The sequence below is a fragment of the Massilia sp. NBRC 108631 genome (assembly GCF_059704565.1).
In genome coordinates this window covers 62,143-84,402 of sequence record NZ_BAAKJE010000034.1, presented here as the reverse complement: position 1 = coordinate 84,402, position 22,260 = coordinate 62,143, and the positions used below count along the sequence as shown (strand labels likewise).

Annotated in this window: 18 protein-coding genes; 5 read left to right on the top strand and 13 right to left on the bottom strand. The window is 67.0% G+C overall.

Translation table 11 applies throughout. The annotated features are described in order from the left end of the window. Positions 1-79: 79 nt before the first annotated feature. Entirely contained in the window at positions 80-1,189 is a 1,110-nt protein-coding gene (locus AC6H42_RS03495; RefSeq protein ID WP_057156253.1) for an alpha/beta hydrolase, read from the bottom strand. A 127-nt stretch (positions 1,190-1,316) separates the two neighbouring features. Continuing rightward, on the bottom strand, positions 1,317-3,983 hold the full coding sequence (locus AC6H42_RS03490) for a TonB-dependent receptor (protein WP_497547419.1): 2,667 nt from the start codon (positions 3,981-3,983) through the stop codon (positions 1,317-1,319). A gap of 384 nt (positions 3,984-4,367) precedes the next feature. Here AC6H42_RS03490 and AC6H42_RS03485 point away from each other — a divergent pair, with 384 nt between their 5' ends. Genes AC6H42_RS03485 through AC6H42_RS03470 form a run of 4 tightly spaced genes read left to right on the top strand, consistent with a single transcriptional unit; the run spans position 4,368 to position 9,033 of the window. Beyond that, the gene (locus AC6H42_RS03485) at positions 4,368-5,657 is read left to right on the top strand and encodes a cyanophycinase (protein WP_162249912.1); all 1,290 of its coding nucleotides are present in this window, start codon (positions 4,368-4,370) and stop codon (positions 5,655-5,657) included. Further along, positions 5,657-6,997 carry a M20 metallopeptidase family protein gene (locus tag AC6H42_RS03480; protein ID WP_497547436.1) on the top strand — a complete coding sequence of 447 codons (1,341 nt, stop codon included), beginning with the start codon at positions 5,657-5,659 and terminating at the stop codon, positions 6,995-6,997. Before AC6H42_RS03485 ends, AC6H42_RS03480 begins: the two co-directional genes overlap by 1 nt. Positions 6,998-7,000: 3 nt before the next feature. Continuing rightward, positions 7,001-8,011: a GlxA family transcriptional regulator gene (locus tag AC6H42_RS03475; RefSeq protein ID WP_497547418.1), complete on the top strand. Its 1,011-nt coding sequence runs from the start codon at positions 7,001-7,003 to the stop codon at positions 8,009-8,011. Further along, on the top strand, positions 8,008-9,033 hold the full coding sequence (locus AC6H42_RS03470) for an arginine N-succinyltransferase (RefSeq protein ID WP_057156258.1): 1,026 nt from the start codon (positions 8,008-8,010) through the stop codon (positions 9,031-9,033). The genes AC6H42_RS03475 and AC6H42_RS03470 overlap by 4 nt, the downstream gene beginning before the upstream one ends. 92 nt (positions 9,034-9,125) lie before the next feature. Here AC6H42_RS03470 and AC6H42_RS03465 read toward each other — a convergent pair whose 3' ends face one another. The 9 genes from AC6H42_RS03465 to AC6H42_RS03425 all read right to left on the bottom strand — a co-directional run bounded on the left by AC6H42_RS03465 (position 9,126) and on the right by AC6H42_RS03425 (position 18,398). After that, complete coding sequence (locus AC6H42_RS03465) at positions 9,126-10,379, bottom strand: NAD(P)/FAD-dependent oxidoreductase (RefSeq protein ID WP_057156259.1); 1,254 nt, start codon at positions 10,377-10,379, stop codon at positions 9,126-9,128. A 2-nt stretch (positions 10,380-10,381) separates the two neighbouring features. Then, entirely contained in the window at positions 10,382-10,738 is a 357-nt protein-coding gene (locus AC6H42_RS03460; RefSeq protein ID WP_057156260.1) for a RidA family protein, read from the bottom strand. A gap of 31 nt (positions 10,739-10,769) precedes the next feature. Continuing rightward, positions 10,770-11,603: a tryptophan 2,3-dioxygenase gene (gene kynA, locus AC6H42_RS03455; protein WP_057156261.1), complete on the bottom strand. Its 834-nt coding sequence runs from the start codon at positions 11,601-11,603 to the stop codon at positions 10,770-10,772. Continuing rightward, on the bottom strand, positions 11,600-12,856 hold the full coding sequence (gene kynU, locus AC6H42_RS03450; protein WP_200953985.1) for a kynureninase: 1,257 nt from the start codon (positions 12,854-12,856) through the stop codon (positions 11,600-11,602). The genes kynA and kynU overlap by 4 nt, the downstream gene beginning before the upstream one ends. Continuing rightward, positions 12,853-14,013 (bottom strand): aminotransferase class I/II-fold pyridoxal phosphate-dependent enzyme, encoded by a 1,161-nt coding sequence (locus AC6H42_RS03445; protein ID WP_082551907.1) that lies wholly within the window; start codon positions 14,011-14,013, stop codon positions 12,853-12,855. Before AC6H42_RS03445 ends, kynU begins: the two co-directional genes overlap by 4 nt. Then, entirely contained in the window at positions 14,010-15,470 is a 1,461-nt protein-coding gene (locus AC6H42_RS03440) for a M81 family metallopeptidase (protein WP_057156263.1), read from the bottom strand. The genes AC6H42_RS03445 and AC6H42_RS03440 overlap by 4 nt, the downstream gene beginning before the upstream one ends. After that, a complete protein-coding gene (locus AC6H42_RS03435) occupies positions 15,467-16,792 on the bottom strand; it encodes an MFS transporter (protein WP_057156264.1) in 1,326 nt (441 codons plus the stop codon). The genes AC6H42_RS03440 and AC6H42_RS03435 overlap by 4 nt, the downstream gene beginning before the upstream one ends. Further along, positions 16,785-17,462, bottom strand: coding sequence for a hypothetical protein (locus tag AC6H42_RS03430; protein ID WP_497547417.1), 678 nt, complete (start codon positions 17,460-17,462; stop codon positions 16,785-16,787). The genes AC6H42_RS03435 and AC6H42_RS03430 overlap by 8 nt, the downstream gene beginning before the upstream one ends. Before the next feature lie 93 nt (positions 17,463-17,555). Beyond that, complete coding sequence (locus AC6H42_RS03425; protein WP_497547416.1) at positions 17,556-18,398, bottom strand: serine hydrolase domain-containing protein; 843 nt, start codon at positions 18,396-18,398, stop codon at positions 17,556-17,558. 53 nt (positions 18,399-18,451) lie between these two features. Here AC6H42_RS03425 and AC6H42_RS03420 point away from each other — a divergent pair, with 53 nt between their 5' ends. Further along, positions 18,452-19,060: a TetR/AcrR family transcriptional regulator gene (locus AC6H42_RS03420; protein ID WP_082551908.1), complete on the top strand. Its 609-nt coding sequence runs from the start codon at positions 18,452-18,454 to the stop codon at positions 19,058-19,060. Here AC6H42_RS03420 and AC6H42_RS03415 read toward each other — a convergent pair. Together AC6H42_RS03415 and AC6H42_RS03410 are read right to left on the bottom strand one after the other, a co-directional pair. After that, the gene (locus AC6H42_RS03415) at positions 19,020-20,063 is read right to left on the bottom strand and encodes a dipeptide epimerase (protein ID WP_162249913.1); all 1,044 of its coding nucleotides are present in this window, start codon (positions 20,061-20,063) and stop codon (positions 19,020-19,022) included. The genes AC6H42_RS03420 and AC6H42_RS03415 overlap by 41 nt on opposite strands. Positions 20,064-20,074: 11 nt before the next feature. Then, positions 20,075-22,258 (bottom strand): TonB-dependent receptor, encoded by a 2,184-nt coding sequence (locus tag AC6H42_RS03410; protein WP_057156268.1) that lies wholly within the window; start codon positions 22,256-22,258, stop codon positions 20,075-20,077. Between the last annotated feature and the right edge of the window lie 2 nt (positions 22,259-22,260).

Sequence of the window (22,260 nt, the reverse complement as noted above, 5' to 3'; positions counted from 1 at the left end):
GATAGTCGCTGGCGGCGCCTGCGCCGACTTAACCCATCTTTAAGCGGAATCACGGACTCAGGTCTGCCGTGGAGGCAAGCTACTTGCGTTTGGGCGGTGCCACCGCCAGCGGCCGCACCGTCTCGAGCAGGCTGACTAACGTCTTGCCTGGTTCTTCCCACGGGATCATGTGAGCGGAATGCTCGAACCATATGCCGCTCTTGTAGGGCGCCTTGACCCGCTTGAGCCACTGGTCGGTTGGCGCCGATGGCGTGGTGTAATCGTTGCGACCCATGAACATCACGACCGGGATGGGGAAGCTGCGCACGTTGCGGTAGTCGACCCTGAGAAACTCCGGAAGCAAACGGCCGAGCGAGAACATATTGCCGGCGTTAATGGCGTGGACGTCGCAGTCGTTATACTCTGGCGACAATTTGCCGGCGGCGAAAAAATAGTTCGAACTGTCGCGATAGGCACTCAAGCCACCGTAATATTGCGCCCAGGTACGTGCCGTGACGATACGCTCGCGGGTGAGCGGCTGGTCGCCAGGATAGGGCGCGATGGACGCCAGTTCTGCGACGGCCTTCCCGTTGTTGTGCGCCTTCGATTGCTCGACCGCGTAGTCAAAGCTGATGCGTTCATTCTCTTGGGTGCTGATCACCTGGCCAATGCCGACGTAAGCATAGAAAAGGTCCGGCCTCTTCAACGCCGCGCCCATGCCGATCACTGTGCCCCAACTGTGGCCCATCAGGATGACCTTGTCCTTGTGGTAGCGGGTCTTGATGTGTTGCGCAACTTCGATCGCATCGTCGATATAGCGCGGGATGTGGATGCTGTCACCGAGCGCATCCGGCGCGGTTTCATTGAAGGTCTTGCCGGCCCCGCGCTGGTCATAATTGACGATGGTGAAGTATTCTTCCAAAGGACGCTGGAACTGCCAGATGGCTGGAATGAGCGGCGAGGCCGGACCGCCGTGGATGAACAGGATCACAGGGTTGCTCTGTTCCTGCCCGCGCACGTTGATCCATTGATCGATGCCGCCGATTTTGGTCTTGTAGGCGTCCTGCACGCCGGACGGCGCGACGATGCGGCCCAGGTCCTTGATCACTTCTCGCGCCTTGGCATATTCCGCCTGGCTCTTGCACTCCTGCGCCCACGCACCGGCGCACAGCGACGCCAGCAGGACGCCAGCCATCAGAATTTTTTTCATCGACGCACAACCTTGGACATGAAGAGGATGCAATTCTAGTCCGAATTGCCCGTGAGCGCCGTCGTGAGTGGTTAACGCGACAGCGCCCCACCTGCCGCCAGGCAGGACGGGGCGCCTGATGGGAGGATCAGAACTTGTACTGCAGGTTCGCAAACATCGAGCGGCCGCGCGGATCGCCGTAGGTCGGGTCCCAGGTCACTTCGAAGTAGCGCGACTGGTTGGTGAACGGCGGCGGCGTATCGAACATATTGATCACGCCGGCGCGCAGCTTGAGCTGCTTGGTGAACGCATAGCTGCCGGTCAGATCCCACAAGGAATAGGCCTTCACGTCGCGGTCGTTCCAGCCTGGGTCAGCGAGGCCAGGGATGTTCTGGTCGCGGTAGCTGGAGAAGAAGGTGTTGCCCAGGCTCAGATTGACGGCGCCCAAGGTCCAGTCGACATTGAGCTTGTGGCGCCAGCGCTGCACGGCCTTGTCGTCGCGGAACACGCCCAGGCCATCGGCCATCGGCGAATTGGGATCGGACTGGAACTTGTACTGGGTGATCAGCGTACCGTTCAGGCTGGCGCTGAAGCGGCCCAGCGAAGTAGCGTCGCCATACCAGTTCAGCGCAATATCGAGACCGGAGGTGTTGAGTTTGCCCCGGTTCTCCTTCTTGAACTGCAGGTAGGACACGAAGCCATCCTCGTCACGCACCACGATTTCCGGATCGTTGTAGTAGATCGGGTTGTCGAACACGGTCTGCTCGCCGATTTCCGAGATGATGTCGGTCTTGCGGATGATCCAGTAGTCCAGGCTGGCGTTCCAGTTCCTGTTCGGCTCCAGGACCAGGCCGGCCGAGAACTGCTTGGATTTTTCCGGCTTCAGCAACGGGTTGCCGTAACGGTCCAGATCGAACTGGGCAATTTCGCCCGACACCGGGTCGTTCACGAAGCTGGCCGTGGTGCCCGAACGCACCGGCAGGAACAGTTCGGCGATCGACGGTGCACGGAAGCCGGTGCCGAAGGAGGCGCGGCCCAGCACCGCCTTGTTCGGACGGTAGCTGATGGCGACTTTCGGATTGGTGGTGGTCAGTTTCGGCGTGGTGACATTGGTCAGCGGATCATGCACGCCCTTGTAGCGGTCGTGGCGGATGGCGAACTGGCCTTCCCATTCCTTGCTGAACGGCGCGTTGATCTCGGTGTAGATGCCGGCGATGTCGCGCGAGTTGGACGAGTCGGCCAGCAGTTCGTCGGAGCTGGCGCGGTCGCCCTGCACGTCGTTGGTGCGCAGCGCGTCGGTGGAGCTGAACGCGGTCTTCTCGCGCCGCAGTTCGGCGCCCACCGCCAGCATCACATCGCCGCCGGCCAGTGCCATCAGCGGGCGGGTCAGCTTGCCGTCGAAGCTGTCGCTGGTGCCTTTGGACATGCGCGCCGCGCCGTGGATCTTGATCGAGTCCATGAACTTGCGGCCCGCGTCGTCCGTGGCCGGGACGAAGGGGTTGTACTTGCCGCTGGCAATGCCGGCCAGCATTTTGCTGCGCGAAACCCAGCCGTCGATGTCCAGGTCGGTGGCCTTGTTGACGCTGTGGTTGTAGGCCGTATCGTATTCCCAGTCGCCCACCTTGCCGGTCCCGCCCAGTACGAAGCGCGAGGCCTTGCTGGTGACCTCCGAAGTGCGCCGGCCGGCGTCCGACAGGCGGAAGCGGAAGTTGACCGGGGTGGTGATGCCGGTCTTGGCTTGCAGGTCCGCCGGCAGGGAGATGCCCGTGCTGGCGCCGTTGATGGCGCCGGAGGTGGCGGGCGAGGCCGCGTAGCTGGTCTCGGCTTTGCTCAGCAGTACTTCCGCAAACAGTTGATGGTCGTCCGACGCCTGGAAGGTGGCGCGGCCGATAAAGCTCTGTTTTTTGGAGTCCGGATAGACTTCCGAGTCGCCCATGTAGTTGAAGGAACAGCCTTCCGTGCCGCCGGGGCCGAGTGGGCGCACCACGTTCGGACTGCCGTTTACGCAGGCTTCCTTGCCGAGACTGACGCGCCGGCCCGGCGATGGCGCCCAGGTGCCGCCGGGGCCGGTGCCCTTCAGGTAGCCCGATTTATTCAGCGCCGCCAGCTGGGCGGCAGTCAGGTCGACGTTGGCGGGGAAAGAATAGCTCGACAGCTGTGGCGACAATCGGTCGGGCAGGCTGTATTCCTGCATGAACTGGCGTTGCGAGCTGGCCAGGCGGTCCGTTTGCTGCACGTCCAGCGCGCCGAACACATTGAAGCGGTCGGTGCTCAATGAACCGAAGCCGCCGGACAGCGAGGCTGACTTCTTGCCGCCGCCGCCTTCGTCCGTGCGCAGCACGTACACGCTGGCATCGCCGCCCTGGTAATCCTTGCGGGTGATGAAGTTGATCACGCCGCCCATGGCGTCGGTACCGTAGATGGCCGATGCGCCATCCTTGAGCACTTCCACGCGCTGGATGGCGCCCGCCGGGATGTTGTTCAGGTCGACGCCGGAATTGTCGCCGGGGCTGGCGAAGTTGGCCATGCGGCGGCCGTTCAGCAGCACCAGCGTGCTCGATACGCCCAGGCCGCGCAGGTTGGCGCCGTTAAAGCCGCGCTGGCCACCCATGACGTCGCTGACGCTGGAGGCATCGGTCAGGCCGCCCACGTTCGAGGAAATCTTTTGCAGCAGTTCGGCGGCGGTGGTCACGCCGGACTTGTCGATGTCTTCCCGCTTGATGATCTCCACCGGCAGTGCCGCCTCGCCCTCGATGCGCTTGATGCTGGACCCGGTGATTTCCACGCGCGGCATGGTTTGCGCGTAAGCGTTCAAGCCTATGCTGCCAAGTGCGAGTAATACTGCATGGGTGCAGCGGGAGCGGCGGAATGTAGACGCCTTGTGCGTGCCAGGTATTTTCATGCGATCAGTCCTCGTAAGTGGGTATTGGTACGGAAGCAACAATCTGATGCCACCCCTCGGTGGTGATGAAACAGTTTCATAGTATGCAACATTGGCGGCTTGCGCGCGCAGGAACTTGCCGGGGTCGCTCTGGGTGAAAGCCATGTCGCATTTGCTATGAAAGTAGCTATCATCTGTTGCGGACTATCCACAGTGCGACATGCAATTGCCAAAGTGCGCAAATAGGAGAGGGGGGCTGGCTACAGTTGCCAGATCGATGGCAACATAGCCGCAATGCCATGGCGAAGGAGCTTGCTTGTGAAATCCGTGTCGATATTGCTGCTGTGTGCGGCGCAACTGGGCGCTCTATTGCCGGGTTCTGTCGCCCAGGCCGCAGAGCCTGGGCAGGCGCTGGCGTTTCAGCCTGTGGTGGGCACGGTGATACCGATGGGCGGCGCCGTGCGCTCCGACAATGAGGCGGTACGGCAGCGGCTGGTGCAGCTGGCAGGGGGCGCCGCGGCGCGGTTCGTGGTGATTCCGAGCGCATCGTCGCGTCCCGAACTCTCTGGCGCGGATGCGGTTGCGCAACTGCAGCGCCGTGGCGCCAAGGCGGAATTGCTCAAGATCGCACCGCTGTGGGCGGGCGAGACGCTGGAGTCGGCACGCCGGGCGGCGGCTGACCCCGACATCGTGGCCCGGATCCGGGCCGCCACGGGCGTGTTCTTTACCGGTGGCGCGCAGGAGCGCACGGTGGATGTGCTGAATCCGCACGGGGTGGCCTCGCCGGTGCTGCAGGCCGTGCGCGAGTTGCAGCGGCGCGGTGGCGTGATTGCCGGCACCAGCGCCGGTGCGGCCATCATGAGCAGCACCATGTTCCGCGATGCGCTCAATCCGGTGCAGGTGATGAAGGGCGTGATGCGCGACGGTAAGGAAATCGACCGGGGGCTGGGCTTTGTTGGCGACCAGCTGTTCATCGACCAGCATTTCATCAAGCGCGGCAGGGTGGGGCGCATGCTGGCGCTGATGCTGGCGAAAGGGTACAAGGTCGGCCTCGGGGTGGACGAGAATACCGCGGCAATTATTCACGGCAGCGAAATCGAAATTGTCGGCAGCAGCGGCGCGCTGTTGCTGGACTTGCGCCAGGCCACGCAGGAGGCGGGGCCGGTGAACGTGCGCAATGTGCGCATTTCCTATCTCGACAATGGCGACCGCTATGACCTGGCCAAATTGCAGGGGCAGGTGCTGGCGGCGAAACTGGCCAGGGGCGAGATCAAGTTCCGCCAGCCTGGCTTTGCCTCGGACCTGGAGAATATCCGGCCCGCCTATACCGACATCCTCGGTGAAAACACCATGCTGCGCGCACTGACGCAACTGGTGGACGGCCCGCGCGATCATATCCGGGGCATCGCTTTCGACCTCGAGCAGTTCCCCGATGCGGTAGTGGCCGATCCCGCCCCTGAGCTCGGTTTTGAGTTCATCCTGCGGCGCGATGAACGCACGCGCGGCTGGGATAGTGCCGGACTGGACGACAATGATTACTCGATCTTCGATGCGCGGCTCGATGTGCGGCCGGTACGCCTGAAGACGCCTTTTTATCAGGCGTGGTAATGCGGCCGGGCCACTGGGTCGCCAGCCTGCTGCTGTGCAGCCACTGCCTCTGCGCGGTGGCGCAGTCGGCTGCGCCGGCCCCCTATCACACGCAGCTCGACGCTGCGGCGGCGAACGTGCTGCCGGAAGTGGTGCGTTGGCGGCGCGACCTGCACGCCCATCCCGAACTGGCGTTCCAGGAGCGCCGCACAGCGGATCTGGTGGCGAAGGAACTGAGCCGCATGGGCTACGAAGTGACGCGCGGCCTGGCCGGGACGGCCGTGATCGGCTTGCTGACGACGGGGCGTCCGGGCCCGGTGGTGGCCCTGCGCGCCGATATGGATGCCTTGCCCGTGACGGAGGAGACCGGCCTGCCGTTCGCTTCGCGCCAGCGGGTGCAGTCCGGCGGCCAGGAGGTCGGGGTGATGCATGCCTGTGGCCATGACATGCACGTGGCCATGCTGCTCGGTGCGGCGCGTGTGCTGGCCGGGATGCGCGGGCAGTTGTCGGGCGCCATCAAGCTGGTGTTCCAGCCGGCCGAGGAGGGCGTGGCCAATCAGCCGAATGGCGCCGAACGGCTGGTCCAGGCGGGTGTGCTGGACAACCCCAAGGTCTCGGCCATGTTTGCGCTGCACGTCGGCATCACGCCGCAGCCCACGGGAACCATCTCCACCCGCGCGCGCGGGCTGATGGCCGGCGGCGATACCTTCGAGATCGTGGTGCAAGGGCGCCAAACCCATGGCGCCCTGCCGTGGAACGGGGTGGATCCGGTCGTGGTGGCGGCGCAGATTGTGCTGGGGCTGCAAAGCATTGTCAGCCGCCAGACCGACCTGACGGTTGCACCGGCCGTGATCACGGTTGGCACCTTGCACGCTGGCCAGCGGCCCAACATCGTGCCCGGCGAAGTCAAAATGAGCGGCACGATACGCAGCTTCGATCCGGCCGTGCGCGAGCAATTGCTGTTGCAGGTCAAGCGGACGGCAGAGCATCTGGCGCTATCGGCCGGCGCCACGGCGGCAGTGCGTTTCGATCCCGGATATCCGGTCACATGGAACGATCCCGCGCTGACGGAAAAAATGCTGCCCAGCCTGCGCCGCGTGGCGGGCGCGCAGTTGCTGGGCGACGCCGCGCCGAGCACCACATCGGAAGACTTTTCCTATTACAGCCGGCACGTCCCGTCCCTGCTGTTTTTCCTCGGCGCGAATCCTCCCGGCGCCGATCCGGCACTATGGGCAGCGAATCACTCGCCGCGTTTTAATCCGGATGAGGCGGCCATGCTGACGGGGGTACGCGCGCTCGCCAGTCTGGCCGCCGACTATTTAACTGGTAAGCTGGGGACGGGCGCAGCTTTAGGAAAATAAAGCATGGGGAATCTCTATTCCGTTTCGTTGGTCTTGCTACCCGGCTTCTCGCTGTTCACGCTGGGGGCGGTGCGCGCGGCGTTCACCGCTGCCAATCAGGTGGAAGGGGAGCCCTTGTATCGCTTGCGTCAATTTAGTCCGGAAGGCGAAGCGGTCTCGTCCCAATGCGGCCTCACGCTGGCGGCGGAACCGCTGGCCAGGTTGCATGTGGAGCAGCCCGGCCTGCTGTTGCTGATCGCGGGCGAGCGCACCGACGAGCGTCTGGGCGACCAGGCCAGCCACCTCCTGGGACAGCAGTTGCGCCGCCTGGGACAGGACACCGTCTGGGTCTTGGGTGCCTGCGGCACAGGCGCGCAAGTGCTGGCGCAACACGGACTGCTCGATGGCTACCGGGCCGCGATCGACTGGCAATTGCACGCCGAGGCGGCGCGGCGCTATCCCGCCACGATGTTCACGCCGGGGCTGTACGAAATGGACCGCAACCGCATCAGTGCCGGTGCCGGTGCTGCGGCGATCGATTTGTTGCTGCACTGGCTAGGCAAGCGCCACGGCAGCATGTTTGCCGCCGAAGTGGCGGTCGCGCTGGGGCTGGACAGGCTGCGCGGCGGCGACGAGCGCCAGCCCGTGCCCGCATCGGCGCAGCCGGCGGTGGGGTCGACACGGCTCAAGGATGCGCTGGAACTGATGGCGGCTAATCTGGCCGAACCGTTGCAGGCAGAAGATATTGCGCAACTGGTGGGGGTGTCGCGCCGCCAGCTCGAGCGCCTGTTCCGCCAGCACCTGGATACCTTCCCATCCCGCTACTATCTGGAATTGCGGCTCAAGCACGCCCGCCGCCAGTTAAAGCAGACCACGTTGTCGATCCAGCAGGTGGGGCTGGCCTGCGGGTTCACCTCGGGCTCGCATTTTTCCACCACCTACCGTAATTATTTTGGTTGCACTCCGCGGGAGGAGCGTGCCCGGCACACCATGCCGCTAGTGGAGGTCAATAACGCCGGAGAGGAGATGGAATGAAGCATCTGGACTACCTGTTGCGTCCGGCAACCCTGGATGATCTCGACGTCATGGAAAAATTCTCCAAGGCGGCGGCATTCAGCATCCGTACCCTGAAACCCGACCGTGCCCGCCTGGCGGCGCGCATCGAACGGTCGCTGCTGGCCTTTGCCGGCAGCGAAGCGCCGAACGGCGATGAGATTTACCACTTTGTGCTGGAGGACATGCGGGCCGGGCGGGTCGTTGGCACCAGCGGCATCGTCGCCAGTGCGGCCGCGAATGGCCGCTTCTACTGCTACCGGAACGAGTTTCTCGCCCACGGCAGCGAGGAGCTGGGCATCACCAATCGCGAGCACACCTTGCGGCTGTGTGAAGAGCTGTCCGGCCACACCTTGCTCAGTTCGTTCTACATCGAGCCCGAATACAGTGCAACGCTGGCGCCGCAACTGCTATCGCGCGGCCGGCTGCTGTTCATCCGTAACTACCCGCAGCTGTTCGCAGAGCGGATAGGCGCGGAAAATCCCGGCCTGTGCGATGACGGGGGCAACAGCCCCGTGTGGGACGCGCTCGGGCACCGCTTCTTCAAGATGCCCTTGCTTGAGGCCGAGCAGCGCACGGGCGGGCGGTCCAAGAGTTTTATCGCCGAGCTGATGCCGCGCATGCCGGTGTATGTGTCGCTGCTGTCCAAGGAAGCCCAGTGGGCCATGGGGCAGCTGCATCCGGATGCCGAACTGCCGTTCGGCATCCTGGTAGCGGAAGGGTTCGACGTCGATTCCTACGTCGACATCTTCGACGGCGGACCGATCGCGGAAGCGCGTGTCGCCATGCTGCGCTCCGTGGTGTCGGCGCTCAATGTGGCGCTGCGTGGCGATGCGGGTGCAGAGGGCGAGGCCTGCCTGGTCGCCAATATGGAACGCACGGGCTTCCGCGCGACGCTGGCGCAGGGCAAATTCCTCGACGATGCCTTGCAGATGGCGCGCCCGGCGATCCAGCGGCTCGGGCTGGCCGAGGGGGCGCGCGCCTGTGCCGTGCGGGTGACTTGATGGCTTTCGGTTTGAGCCAGGCAGATCGCCGCACGGCCAACGCCGGGTGATGGCTGGGCGGGAGTGAGGCCTGGCCAGCCAGGCCCTGCCGGTCAGCCAAAGCGGCCTGGCGCATAGCCGGCCGCATCGGTGTAAGGCGTGCCGCCGTCGATCAGGTCTGCCAGCAGGCGGGCGCTGGCCGGTCCGAGGGTGAAGCCCTGGTGGCCGTGGCCGAAATTGAACCACAGGCCATCATGTCTTCCCGCCTTGCCGATGATGGGTTTCATGTCCGCCACGCAGGGGCGGCTGCCCAGCCAGGGAGTGGATTCAACGGGCTCGCCCAGCGCAAGCAAGCCCGCCGCAGCCGCTTCGGCCAAGGCCAGCTGCCGGGGTGTGGGCGTCGCGTCGATGTCGGCGATTTCCGCACCTGTCGTGATCCGCAGTCCCTTCTTCTGCGCCGACATTACATAGCCGCGCTCCGCGTCCAGCGTGGGCACGGCGACCGTGGCCCCGTTGACATAGTGGCGGTGGTAGCCTCTCTTGACGAAAAGGGGCAGCCGGTAGCCGAGCCGGCGCGTGAACGGCCCGGCCCATGGCCCAAGCGCCACCACGGCCTGGGATGCCTCCACCCTTCCTTCCACAGTGTCTGCTTGCCAGCCTGCGCCCGCCTGGCGCAGGCTGCCGGCATTGCCCAGCACGAAACGTCCCCCCAGCGCAGTGAAAAGCCGGGCGTAGCGTTCGACAACCAGGCTGGGGTCGCTCACGCTCCACGAATCCAGCCAGTGCACCGCGCCGGCCAGGGGGATGCGGAAGCCAGGTTCGGCGGCCTGTAACTGCGCGCCATCCATTGCGCGGAAGGCGATGCCGTACTCCCGTTCTATCCGCGCCGCATCCTTGAGCGCCTCGTCAAGCAAGCCGGCGCTTCGGTAAACCAGCCGCAAGCCCTGGCGCTGCACCAGTGCATTTGCTCCGGCGAGATCGAGCATGCGCTGGTGCTCGCTGGTGGCATGCGCGATCAGGGCGGCATAGTCGCCGCTGGCCTGCCGGTGCCTGTGCGGCGCCGAAGCGCGCCAGTATTGCCACAACTGGGGCCAGGCCGCCAGCAATCCGGCGACGTGGTAGTGCACGTCCGGCGTGCGCCCCAGTGCCGCCGCAAGAAGAAAGCGCAAGCTGCGCGGCATGGCGTAGGGCTCGACCGCCTCGCGCTGGATGACCCCGGCATTGCCGTACGAGGTTTCCAGCCCGGGAAGGCGCCGGTCCATCAGGGTCACCCTGTGTCCGCGCAACGCAAGCTCCAGCGCGGCGCAAGTGCCGACTATGCCGGCGCCGATGACCAGTATGTCCTTGCTCGTCCCGTCCGCAGCCACTGTCAGCTCTCCCTGTCGGCGGCGACGACCGCGATTTCAATGCGCGCGCCGGGCACCACCAGCGGCGCGACCACCGTGGCGCGCGCGGGCAAGACGCCGTCGAAGTGCTGGAGGTAGGCCGCGTTGAAGTCGGCAAAGTCCTCCGGATGGGTGAGGTAGACCGTGGCCTGTACCACATCGGCCAGGCTCAGGCCCGCAGTGCCCAGCGTCGCCGCCAGGCGGCGCAGCGTCAGGCCGGTCTGCGCGGTGATGCCGTCCGGGATCTTGCCCTGGTCGTCGAAGGGCAGCTCGCCCGACAGGAACGCCAGGCCTGCGGCGCGGCGCATTTTTGAAAACGGCAGAGTTTGAGTTGTATGCATGATAGTCTTGTTCTAGCAGTGAAAGTGACAGTCAGAGCGCGGTGCGCACGCTCCATAGTTCGGGAAACAGCACCACGTCCAGCATGCGGCGCAGGTAGGCGGCGCCGGACGTGCCGCCGGTGCCGGTCTTCAAGCCGATGACCCGTTCGACTGTGCCCAGGTGCCGGAAACGCCATAGCCTGAAGGCTTCCTCCAGGTCCACCAGCTTCTCGGCCAGCTGGTAGAGATCCCAATACCGGTCCGGCGCCCGGTACACTGCCCGCCAGGCCAGTTCAACCCGGTGGTCAGCCGTGTAGGGCAGCGTGTAGTCGCGCTGCGTGTGCGTATCGGGCACCGCCAGCCCGCGCCGCGCCAGCAGGCGCAGCGACTGGTCGTAGATCGATGGCCGGCGGTACAGTTCCTCAACCTCGGCAAGCCGGCCTGGCTGGTGGGCGTGCGGCCGCAGCATGGCGGCGTTCTTGTTACCCAGCAAAAACTCGATGCTGCGGTATTGCCAGCTCTGGAAACCGGAACTGTTGCGCAGGTAGGGACGGATCACGCCGTACTCGGAAGGCGTCATGGTCGCCAGCACGTCCCAGGCTTGCACCAGTTGGGTCATGATGCGGGTGACCCGGGCCAGCTGCTTGAAGGCAGGCCCGCAGGCATCGCCGGCAATGCCGGCCACCGCCCCGCGCAGTTCATGCAGCATCAGCTTCATCCACAGTTCGCTGGCCTGGTGCTGGATGATGAACAGCAATTCGTTGGGGTCCGGCGACAGCGGGTGCTGGGCTTGCAGCACCTGGTCCAGGTGCAGGTAGTCGCCGTAGCTCATGTCGCTGGAGAAGTCGAGCCGCACGTTAGCCTCTTCCGGAATGCTGATAGTCATGTGACGGCCCTCCGTTCGGCGTAGCTTGGCTTGCGCCATTCTCCGGAGGCAAGGATGCCGCTGAGCATGTCCACCGCATCCCATACGTCCGCAAAGCCGGTGTACAGCGGCGTGAAACCGAAGCGCAGGATGTCCGGTGCGCGGAAATCGCCCACTACGCCGTGCGCAATGAGCGCTTGCATGATGGGGTAGGCGGCGTCCGGATGGACCAGGCTGACCTGGCTGCCGCGCAGGGCATCTGCGCGTGGCGTAACCAGCGCCAGGCCGTGCCCGCCGCAGCGGGCGTCCACCAGGTCGATGAACAGGCTGCTCAACGCCAGCGACTTGCGCCGCAGCGCCGCCATCCCGCCGGCCGACAGCACACTGTCGACGCCGCACTCGAGCGCCGCCATGGCCAGCACCGGCGGTGTGCCGCACAGGAAACGCCGGCTGCCGGGGGCGGGCGCATAGTCGCTGTGGAAGGCGAACGGCGCGGCGTGGCCGAACCAGCCGGACAGCGGTTGCACGCAGTGCGCAGCGTGGCGCTGGTGCGCCCAGACGAACGCCGGCGCGCCGGGGCCGCCGTTCAGGTATTTATAGCCGCAGCCGATGGCGAAGTCGGCGTCATCGCCGTTCAGGTCGACTGGCACCGCGCCGGCGGAATGGGCCAGGTCCCACAGCGTCAGGGTCGATTGCGCCCGCGCGCGCCGGTTCAGGGCGGCCATGTCATGCATGCGTCCGCTACGATAGTTGACGTGCGTAAGCATCAGCACGGCGACATTGCCTTCGTCCAGCAGCGGGCCGATCTGGCCGGGTTCGTCCACCAGCACCAGGTCGCAACCGTGCTGCCGGGCCAGGCTTTGCGCGATATACAGATCGGTGGGGAAATTGTGCCGTTCGGACAGCACCACGCGCCGTTCAGGCCGCGCCGCCAGTGCCAATGGCAGGGCCGCTCCCAGCGCCTTGTAGGCGTTGACCGAAGTCGAGTCGGCCACCACCAGCTCGCCAGGGGCGGCGCCGACCAGGCGCGCGATCTTGTCGCCGATGCGTTCGGGCAGGCTGACCCAGTGGGCGCTGTTCCAGCTGCCGATCAGGCCGCGTCCCCATTCCTCGTACACCACTTGCTGCAGGCGCTGCGCCGTGGCGTGCGGCAAGGGGCCCAGCGAATTGCCGTCCAGGTAAATCATGCCAGCCGGCAGGTCAAACAGCTGCTTGTGCTGTGCCAGCGCGTCGTCGCGGTCGAGCGCCAGGGCTTCGTTGCGTGAGATGGTCATGCCTGCCTCCCTGCCAGCGATCCGAGGCGGGCCGGCGCGCCGAGCAGCAGGCGGCCCAGCGCCGACAGCAGGCGCTGGATGTCATCCTCGCTGTGGTCGGCAAAGGCTGCGATGCGCAGGGCGCCTTCCGGCCCGGCGCCGACATAGTTGGAGTAGGTAATGAAGATGCCCTGTTCCATTAACCGTGCCTGGATGCCGCGCATGTGGGCGGCGTTGCCGGGCACGAAAGCGGCGACCGGGCTGTCATTGTCGTCGATGGCCTGGCCCAGTTCGCGCAGGCCGCGCTTGAGCTGGCGGCTGTTGGCCAGCAAGCGCGCCCGCAGCTCGGGCTGGCGGCGCACCAGCCGCAGGCTGGCGGCCGACATGGCGGCGCCTGCCGAGGAGCCCAGCGCTGCCCCGCGCGCGGCAGGCATGCGCCACAGCCGTTCCATCATCCCGGCGGGACCGACCGCGATGCCGCCGTGGGCCGCAAACGCCTTGGCCATCGAACCGCCGGCAACGACCCGCTCGCGCGGCACGCCGCACGCTTCCACGGCCCCCCGGCCGTTGGCGCCCAGGGTGCCGAAGGCGTGCGACTCGTCCACCGCGAGCCAGCCGTCGTGGCGCCTGGCCAGGCGCGCCAGCTGCGCCAGCGGCGCGACGGTGCCGAAGGTTGGAAACATGCCATCGGTGGCAATCAGCGGCCGCTGCCCCGTGGCGAGCTTGCGGGCAAGCAGGCGCGCCAGGCTGTCGGCGTCGCGGTGCGCGAAGTGGTGGACGGGCTTGCCGCTGGCCTGCGCGCCGTCGCGCAGGCTGTAATGCGCAGCCTCGTCGATGAAGATGGTGTCGCACACTTCCGCCAGGGCGGGAATGGCGATCAGTCCGAACAGATAGCCGGTGCCGAAATACATGGCGCCGTCCACGGCGAAATAGTCGCGCGCGGCCGTTTCGGCGTCCAGGTTCGGCACCGAGGCGAAGCCATAGTGGCGCCCCAGTTGCGAGTGCACGCCGTACTTGCGCAAAGCCGCCGCGCCTTCCTCGGCCAGGAAGGGATTGCCGTCCAGACCCAGGTAGCCCGAGCCGCCGAAATTGAGCAGCTCGCGGCCGTCGACTGTCACGCGCGCGCAGCTGGGCGATTGCACCTGGCGCAGCATGGCGCCTTGATGTCCGTGGTTCATGCCAGCTCCGGGATGGGGTTGGCCACGGCGGGGAAGAATGCCATGCTGCGGCGCCGGTAGGGCAGGCGGGCGAAATCCATCGACAGCGCGGCGCCGGTTTCGATGACGTGGCAATTGCTGGACAGGCGCGAGAACTCGGCATAGTAGTGATGGCTCGATTTCACGGCGATGACCTGGGCCTCGTGCAGCGGCACGCCCAGCCCCGTAAACGCGGTGGGCGAAAGCGTTTGCTGGCGCCGGCTGACCAGTACGATGTCGACGCCCGCACAGCGCACCCAGGCCGCGCTGCCAAGCGGGTCGTGCAGCTGGCCGGCGCGCTGGAAGTGCTGCTCGGCCACGCCGTGCACGGTGACGTCCAGATCGAGTCCATGACCGGATGCCGGCCCGGCCTTGCCGCCGATGCGCAGCCGCAGTTGCGCACCCTGGCCGGCGGCGCGGCAGGCGGCCACGGCTTCGGGATCCCACAGCATGCCGAACGCGCAGCGCAACGCCGGCCGCTGCAGCAGCGCGGCCAGCAAGGCGGTATGGTCGCACGGGGCGCCGCCGCCCGGGTTGTCGCCGGCGTCCGCCAGGATCACGGGGAACGGGCCGGCCGGCGCCGGGTCCAGTACCTGGGCCACGGATTCCAGCCTGGGCTGCAGTGCGCTGCGGGCGCGGTACAGGGCGCGGGCCAGTTCCTGCGCTGTCTGCTCGGCCAGGGCGCGGTCACCGTCCGCCACCACCAGCACCTTGCTGCCGGCATCGGGCACATCGCCCCAGGGGAAGCCGTGCACGTAGCTGGCCGACAGGATGCCGGGCAGGCGCTCCACCTCGGCCAGGCGGTCGACCAGGCCGCGCATCGGTTGTGCGGTAGTCGGGTAGAAGCCCACCATGGCGCAATCGGCCACTGCCATTACCGGCCGCGTGGCGCCGGCGGCGGCGGCGCGGCATAGTTCAAACAGCTCCACCGCGCGCGCCTCGTAGTCCACGTGCGGGTACTCCCGCATCAGGATGATGGCGTCGGCCTGGGTCGCCATGGTGTTACTCATGTGGCAGTGTGGATCGAGCTCGACGCCGATCACGCAAGCGCTGCCGGCTTCTGCGCGGATGGCCGCGATCAGGTCGCCTTCGCAATCGTCCACGCCGTCGGCCACCATGGCGCCGTGCAGGAACAGCAGTACCATGTCGACCGGCAGCGCCTGTTTCAGGGCCGCCAGGATCTCCCCGCGCAATTGCCTGTAGGCGGCCGCCTCGACAATGCCGGCCGGCTGGGCGATGGCGTACACGCCTTCCTGCACGGTGTCGCCGTGCGCGGCCGCCAGGCGCCGCCATTGCTTGACGATGGGGCCGACATCGCTCAGCACGTCGTCGGCCACCGGGCCGCGCACAATGCCGAGTTCCTCGAACGAACGCAGGGTGGTGGGGAAGGTGGAGAATGTATTGGTTTCCGTCACCAGGGCGGAGGTGAAGATTTTCATGCTTTGGATTCCTTTATGGAGAGCGTACGGAGCCGCGCAGTAAGCGGCGCCAAGGCGAGCAGTGCGGCCAGCAAGGCTGCCGCCGGTATGCCAACGAACAGCGTGGCAAGGCGATCGAGCGCTTGCGGGACGGGCGCGCCTTGCAGCGGGCCAACCCAGTCCAGGCCGAAGCCGACCACGATCCCTCCCAGCGATTGGCCCAGCTTTTCCGCGGAGAACAGGATGCCCAGGTATAGCCCCAGGCTTTCGCCCTCGCTGGAGGACTTGGTGGCGGCCTCCATCGCCAGCGTGGAGATCAGCACGGTCAGGGCGCCGCATGCCAGCCCGAACAGCGCACCGCCGGCCAGCATCGACGCGTTGCTGCGCGGCCCGGCCGTGAACCAGGCCACGCCGGCCAGCGCCACGGCCAGTGCGCCCGCCAGCAAGGTCTGCGGCGCCGCGCGGCGCGCCAGCCATGGCGCGCTGGCCACGCCCACCAGCAGCGACAGGAAAATCGGTGTCAGCAGCCCGGACAGGTTCTCGGGTCCGGCGCGCAGCAGGTGCTGGTTGGCATACGGCAGCGCGGCGAACAGCGCCGTGGAACTGGCGCCCAGCATCACAAGGATCACCACGATGCAGTAGAAAGTGCGGTTGCGCAGCGTCACGCGCAGGGCGGCCAGCAGGCGCGGCGCCGACTTCGGCTCGACCCCGGCCCGCAGCGGTACGCCGCGCACCGCCAGCCAGCACAGCGCCAGCGCCAGCAGGGCGCCGCTGGCCAGTACCGCCGCCATGCCGGCATAGCCGGCGGCGCCGGCGCCGAAGTAGGCGATGATCTGCGGCGCCAGCATCGACACGATCACCCCGGCCACGGTCTGGCCCAGGGCGCGTGCCGACATCAGCGTGCTGCGCCCGGCCATCGACGAGGCGATGTCGCCTGCGATGGCCGTGTGCGCGACCGAGAACATCGTCAACAGCAGCGACTGCGCGATCAGGCACAGGCCGAGGAAGAACACCCGCAGCGGCAGGGCCCAGGCGGCCACCGGCACGAACAGCAGTACCAGCATGAGCGGCAGCAGCAGGGCACTGGCGGCGATCAGCGCGGCCCGGCTGCCTGCCGAGCGGGCCCAGGCATCGGTGCAGCGGCCGATCCACGGGTCCAGCAGCAGGTCCGCGATTTTCGGCACTGCCAGCAGCACGCCCGCCATGGCCGGAGGGACGTGGGCGAACTCGGTCAGGTAGAACAGGAACAACAGCGGCACCACACCGGCGCTGAGGGTAGCTCCGAGCGGGCCGGCGCCGAATCCGGCCGCCAGCAGGCGCGGTGGAGCGGAGGAATCAGCCATGGCCGTGGTCCTCCTGCAGGCGCAGCCGGCGGGTGCGGGCCGTATCGAGTATCAGTTCGCGGCGGCCGCCCTCGTGCTGCTGCAGGCGCAGCGTGCCGTGCAGGGGCAGGTGCGGGTCGGCGCTGACCATCAGGCACACATCCGGGCGCAGCGGCTGCAGCTTGTAGACGCTGCGGCCGTACAGGCCGGCAATGCGCATACTGGCGGCGCCCGGCCCTGCGGCCTGGATCACGATGTCGGCGCCCAGTTCCGCGCTGCGCCACTTGCCGCCGAACGCGGCTGCCATGCCATCCTGGCAGGCGGCTACCCGGTCGCACCGGTAGCGCTCGCCCTGTTCCACGATTTCAATGGCTTGCACGGCGCCGCTGCCATCGCGCACTGGCGCCACTTCCAGCGCGATGACCGATAGCACGTTGACGCGCAGCAGGCCGTCGTCGTCCTTGTCCTGCAGCAGGGGCATCGGCATGCCGAAATTCACCAGGTAGAGGGCGCCGTCGCGCGCTTCGATGCTGAAATGGCGGCCGTTGCCGGGGCAGTAGTAGGCGCCGCCCAGCGGCTCCGCCAGGGCCGGGTCGGCGGGCTGCTCCGCCTCGGTTTGCCCAGGCCCGATCAGGGAGCTCAGCAGTTTCTGGGCAATGTCGGCCGCGGCCACGTCGCTGCGGTTGCTCATGACAACGATCTGAATATCGTGCTCGGGCGCGGCCAGCATCTGGCAGGTGCCGCCTACCACACCGCCGGCGTGGTGGAAGATGGTCAGGCCGCGCTAGCGTTCGCGGATCAGCCCGAAGCCGTAGGGATGGAGGTAGCCGTTGCGCAGCTCGGTCGGCGTCATCATCTCCTCCGACAGCGCGCGCGGCCACAGGACCGGCGAGATCAGGTGGCTCAGCCAGCGCTGCATGTCGTCCAGCGTGGAGGCGACGCCGCCCTCGCCGAGGATAACCGCGGGGAACAGGCTCTTGGAGAAGCGCCCGTCCGGATGGGCCAGGTGGGTCGCCGCGCAGCCGGGCAGGGGATCGAGGTCGCTCGACCAGAGCGAGGTGTCGTGCATCGAGAGCGGTTCGAACAGGCGCTGCCGCAGTGCCTGGCCCAGCGGCATCTGCAGCACGCGCTCGATCACCATGGACAGCAAGCGGTAGCCGCCGTTGTTGTAGATTAATTGTTCGCCCGGCGCGAAGTTCTGCTCTTGCTGGCGGCACTGATAGTCATAGGCCGCGTCCGCCGGCACGATCGCCAGTCCGTTCGACAGCAGCGACAGGTCGAGGTAGTCGCGCATGCCGCCGGTATGGTTCATGAAATGGCGCAGCGTGCGGCTGCCCTGGGACGCCGGCAACTCGGGCAGCCAGCGCGACACCGGCTCGTCGATCGACAGTTTGCCCTCGTCGCGCAGCATCAGGATCAGCGCGCAGCAAAAATGCTTGGTCGTGGAACCGATGCGCATCTTGGTCGACGGCGTATTGACCAGGCCGGAGTCCAGGCTGGCCAGCCCGCAGCCGCGGCGCAGCAGCGTGGCGCCGCCGCGCTGGACGCTGGCAATGATGCCGGGCGCGGTGCCGGAGGCCAGGTGGGAGACCACCGCTTCAAGTTTTTCGATGTCAGTGTTGTTCATTGCAGAGTCTTTCACGTAAAATGAATGATTAGTCATTATTTTTGGTCCTATCCATGCCCAAGCGAGATCCCAGCCACATGGCGGCAGTGCGCCAGCAAATCCTCGGCGCCGCGCGCGCCGTGTTCGAACGCAAGGGGCTGTACGAAGCGTCGATGAGCGACGTCAGCACCGAGGCCGGGCTGTCGGTCGGCTCGCTGTATGTCCATTTCCGCTCCAAGGAAGCGATATTGCTGGCCCTGATCGAGACGGCGGACCTGCGCGGCACGCCGTTTGCCGCCTGCGCCACTGCCGGCGAACTGCTCGGACTGGTGGAAGCGGTGCTGCTGCGGCAGGATGGCACGGACGCCGCCAGCCAGGCCGCCAGCACGGCGCTCGAAGTGGCGGCGATTGCGCGCCGCAGCGCCGAAGTCAAGGCCGTGGTGGTCAAGAACTACGAGCTGCTGCGCAGCAATGTCATGGATGCCGTGGTGCGGGTCGGCAGCGCAGCCGGCAAGGTCGACAAGGCCGAGATGCTGGCCATAGGCGAAAGCCTGCTGTGCCTGCTTATTGCGGCGCAGTCGCAGACCCTGATCGGCGTGCCAACCGCGTGCCAGGCCAAGCTCAAGGCGGCGCGCATGCTGGTCACGATGCTGCATGGTGCACCTGTGCGGGTGAAGCGCTAGCGGCGGCCTGCTGCGTGGCCGGCAGATAGGCCGCGCTGCAGAAAGCGATCCGGCCGCCGGCGTACGAGGCGGCGGGCACGCTGTCGCTGGCCATCAGCAGCGGCGCGTCGAGGTCGACCAGGTCGGCGCCCTGCGCGGCAATGAAGGCGGGCAGCAGGGCCATCGAGCGCCCGCCCATGCAGCCCACCATGATGCGCATGCCTTGCCGGCGCGCCTGCGCCGCCAGCAGCAGGGCTTGCGACAGCCCGCCGCATTTGTCCAGTTTGATGTTGGCGACCTGGTAGCGCCTGGCGACCTGGTCGAGGTCGGCCATGGTCTGCAGCGACTCGTCGGCCGCCAGCGGGATCGGCGAGCGGTAGCCGTGCAAGGCCGCATCGCCGCCGGCCGGCAGCGGCTGCTCGACCAGTTCGACCCGCTGCGCCAGCAGCACGCTCATGATCTGCTCCAGGTGGTCCATGGTCCAGCCCTCGTTGGCATCGACGGAGAGGCGCACGTCGGGCCGGGCGCGGCGCACCGCCTGCACCCGTTCGGCATCCGCGCCGCTGCCGTCCAGTTTCAGCTTGAGTGCACGCGCCTGCGGGTAGTGGCGCGCCATCTCCGCCATCCGGGACGCGTCGGCCACCCCCAGCGTCACCATGGTCTCCATGGCGTCGAGCGAGGGCAGGAAGGCCAGCCGGTAAGCCGGCATGCCGCGCTGGGCCGCCTCGAGCTGCCAGCAGATCCAGTCCAGCGCATTGCGCGCGCCGCCGGGCGCCATCTGCTGCACGCGGCACCACAGGCCGGGAAGGTCGGCGGGCATGTCCGCCAGCGCCGCCTGGACCTGCTGCTGCATGGACGCGCCGTCCTCGCCCCGGTAAAACACGCCGGCCGCCTCCGCCTGCGCGGTCCAGCCACGATAATGCGCGGTCACGCGCAGCACCTGCTGCCCGGCCAGGGTCCTGCCGGCGATGGCCAGCGGCTGCTTGAATGCGATCTGGTCGACAAATGTGGAAATCAGCATCATGTCGCCGCCCTTCATTGGAACGCCATGTTCAGTTGCACGCCCAGCGAGCGCGGCGTGCCCAGGTTCACGCGCGCCGGCGCGCCTAGCAGGCTGAGGGTTGTGTCGGCCGAGGTCTGGCTGCGCTCGTTCAACAAGTTGCGCAAGAAGAAGCCGACACTGATGCTGCCCAGTTCCACGCCGGCGCGCAGGTCGATCGTGGTATAGGCTGGCATCCGGTACAGCGGGCTGGCCGGTGGCCGCGCGAAGGCGTTGACCCGCTCGCCCGTGTAGCGGATAGACGCGCCGACGTAGGCCGGCTTGCCGTACAGCTCGAAGTCGCGGTCCGCCTGCAGCGCCGCCGACAGGCGGGCGGTGTCCGGCAGGCGCTCGCCGGCCTTGCCGCCAAGGTCGGGGCTGTCGTCCCGCAGTTCGGCATCGATGGCGCTGAGCGCAGCCGCTACGCGGACTCCGTCGGCGGGCCGCCCGCGCAGCGTGGCCTCGATACCGCGCGACCGGGCCCGGCCGGCATTGCCGATGCCCGAAAAACCGGCGTTGCTGGTAAACACCTGCATGTCCTTCCAGTCGATCTGGTACAGCGCTATTTCGGTCGACCAGCGGCCCGGCACGATGTCGCCTTTCCATCCTGCTTCGTAGCTCCACAGTGTATCGGATTGGAATGCGGGCTTGTTCAATGGCAAGCCGGTGAGCGGGTTGCGGATGATCGGCAGCGGTCCGCCCGGGCGGTAGCCGCTGGCGGCGCGCAGGTAGAGCGCCTGGCGCGGGGCAGGGCGCCAGCGCGCCGTCGCCATCCATGTCGTCACATCTTCTGACGAGCTCGCCGCTGGCTGCGGGCCGGGAGCGAACAGGCCGGCGAAACGCTGGTCCAGGTGCTGCGCGTTGCGGCTCTTGCGCACGCCCAGCGTGGCGTCCATCCGCTCATTGATGAAATAGGTGCCGGTCCCGAAGACGGCCGTTTCGCGGAACGTGGACGGGAAGCGGGCGTCTGCCAACAGCGGCTGGAGCGGTTCGAAGTTGTCGTTGAGCGGCTGCAAGCGCTGCGACCGCGAACCGCGCTCGCTGGTGTAGAAGGCGCCCGCCAGCCACTCGAATACCCGGCTGCGCGGCGAAGTCAGCCTGATCTCCTGGGTCAGCTTCCTGTTGTAAAAGGAGTAATCCAGCGCGTATCCCGGCGCCACGATGCCGGCCGGGGCCAAGTAGGGCACGTAGAGCGCGGACGGATCCGAACGGCCGGTGCTGGCCGAGCGCTGCCAACCGCTGATGGCGTCGATGGTCGCCCATTTCAAGTCGGCTTTCAGCGCCAGCGAGACCAGGTCGTTGCGCACGTCCACGGCCTCGGTCACGAACAGGCGCTTGCTCTGGCGGCCATCGACCGGCTCGCCGGTGGCCAACGACACGTCTTCCGTGGCGGCGCCGTCCCGATGCTGCTTCTGGCTCAAGGCGGTCAGGCGCAGCGACAAGTCGCGGCTTGGCGCCAGCGTGAACGCCAGCCGGCCGCCGTCGGTGCGCAGGCCGTCGACGATGGCGTTGCCGTGATTGCGGTCGCGCACGAAGCCGCCGTCGGCTCGCTGGTACAAGGTGGCGCGCATGGCGGACACGCCGGGCTGGATCGGCACGTTCATCACGCCGCGCACCACGTGGTTCAGTTTGCCCCCCTTGGCGCCGGACAGCTCGGTGGTCAGGGCAGCTGCCAGCTCGCCCGGTTCCGGTTCCACCGCCACGTATTTGATCAGGCCGCCCATCGCACCGGCGCCATACAGCGTGCCTTGCGGACCGCGCAGCACTTCGGCGCTGGCCAGGTCGAACAGGCCCAGGTCGAGCGCATTGGAGCCGCCGCCGGCGTAGCCGGAACTCGAGCCGAATGGCACATCGTCCACGTACATGCTGACCGTGGCGCCGACCTGCGAGCCGGTCGTAATGCCGCGCATGGTGACCTGGCTTTGTCCGGTGCCGCTGCCGGCCTGGTTGTAGTTCACCCCGGGCAGCAGGGACGTCAGGTCGGCCAGGGATTGATAGCCGGCGCGTTCCAGCGCCGCTCCCTTGACGACGTCGGCCGTGAGCGGCACTTCGCGCGCCGGTTCGCGCCGGCGCTGTGCAGTCACCACGACTGTGTCGATGGGCTCTGCCAACTCGCCGGGGCTGGCTGCCGGTTGTTGGGCCAGCGTTGCAAGCGGCATGGCAGCGAGTGCGGCTGCCATGG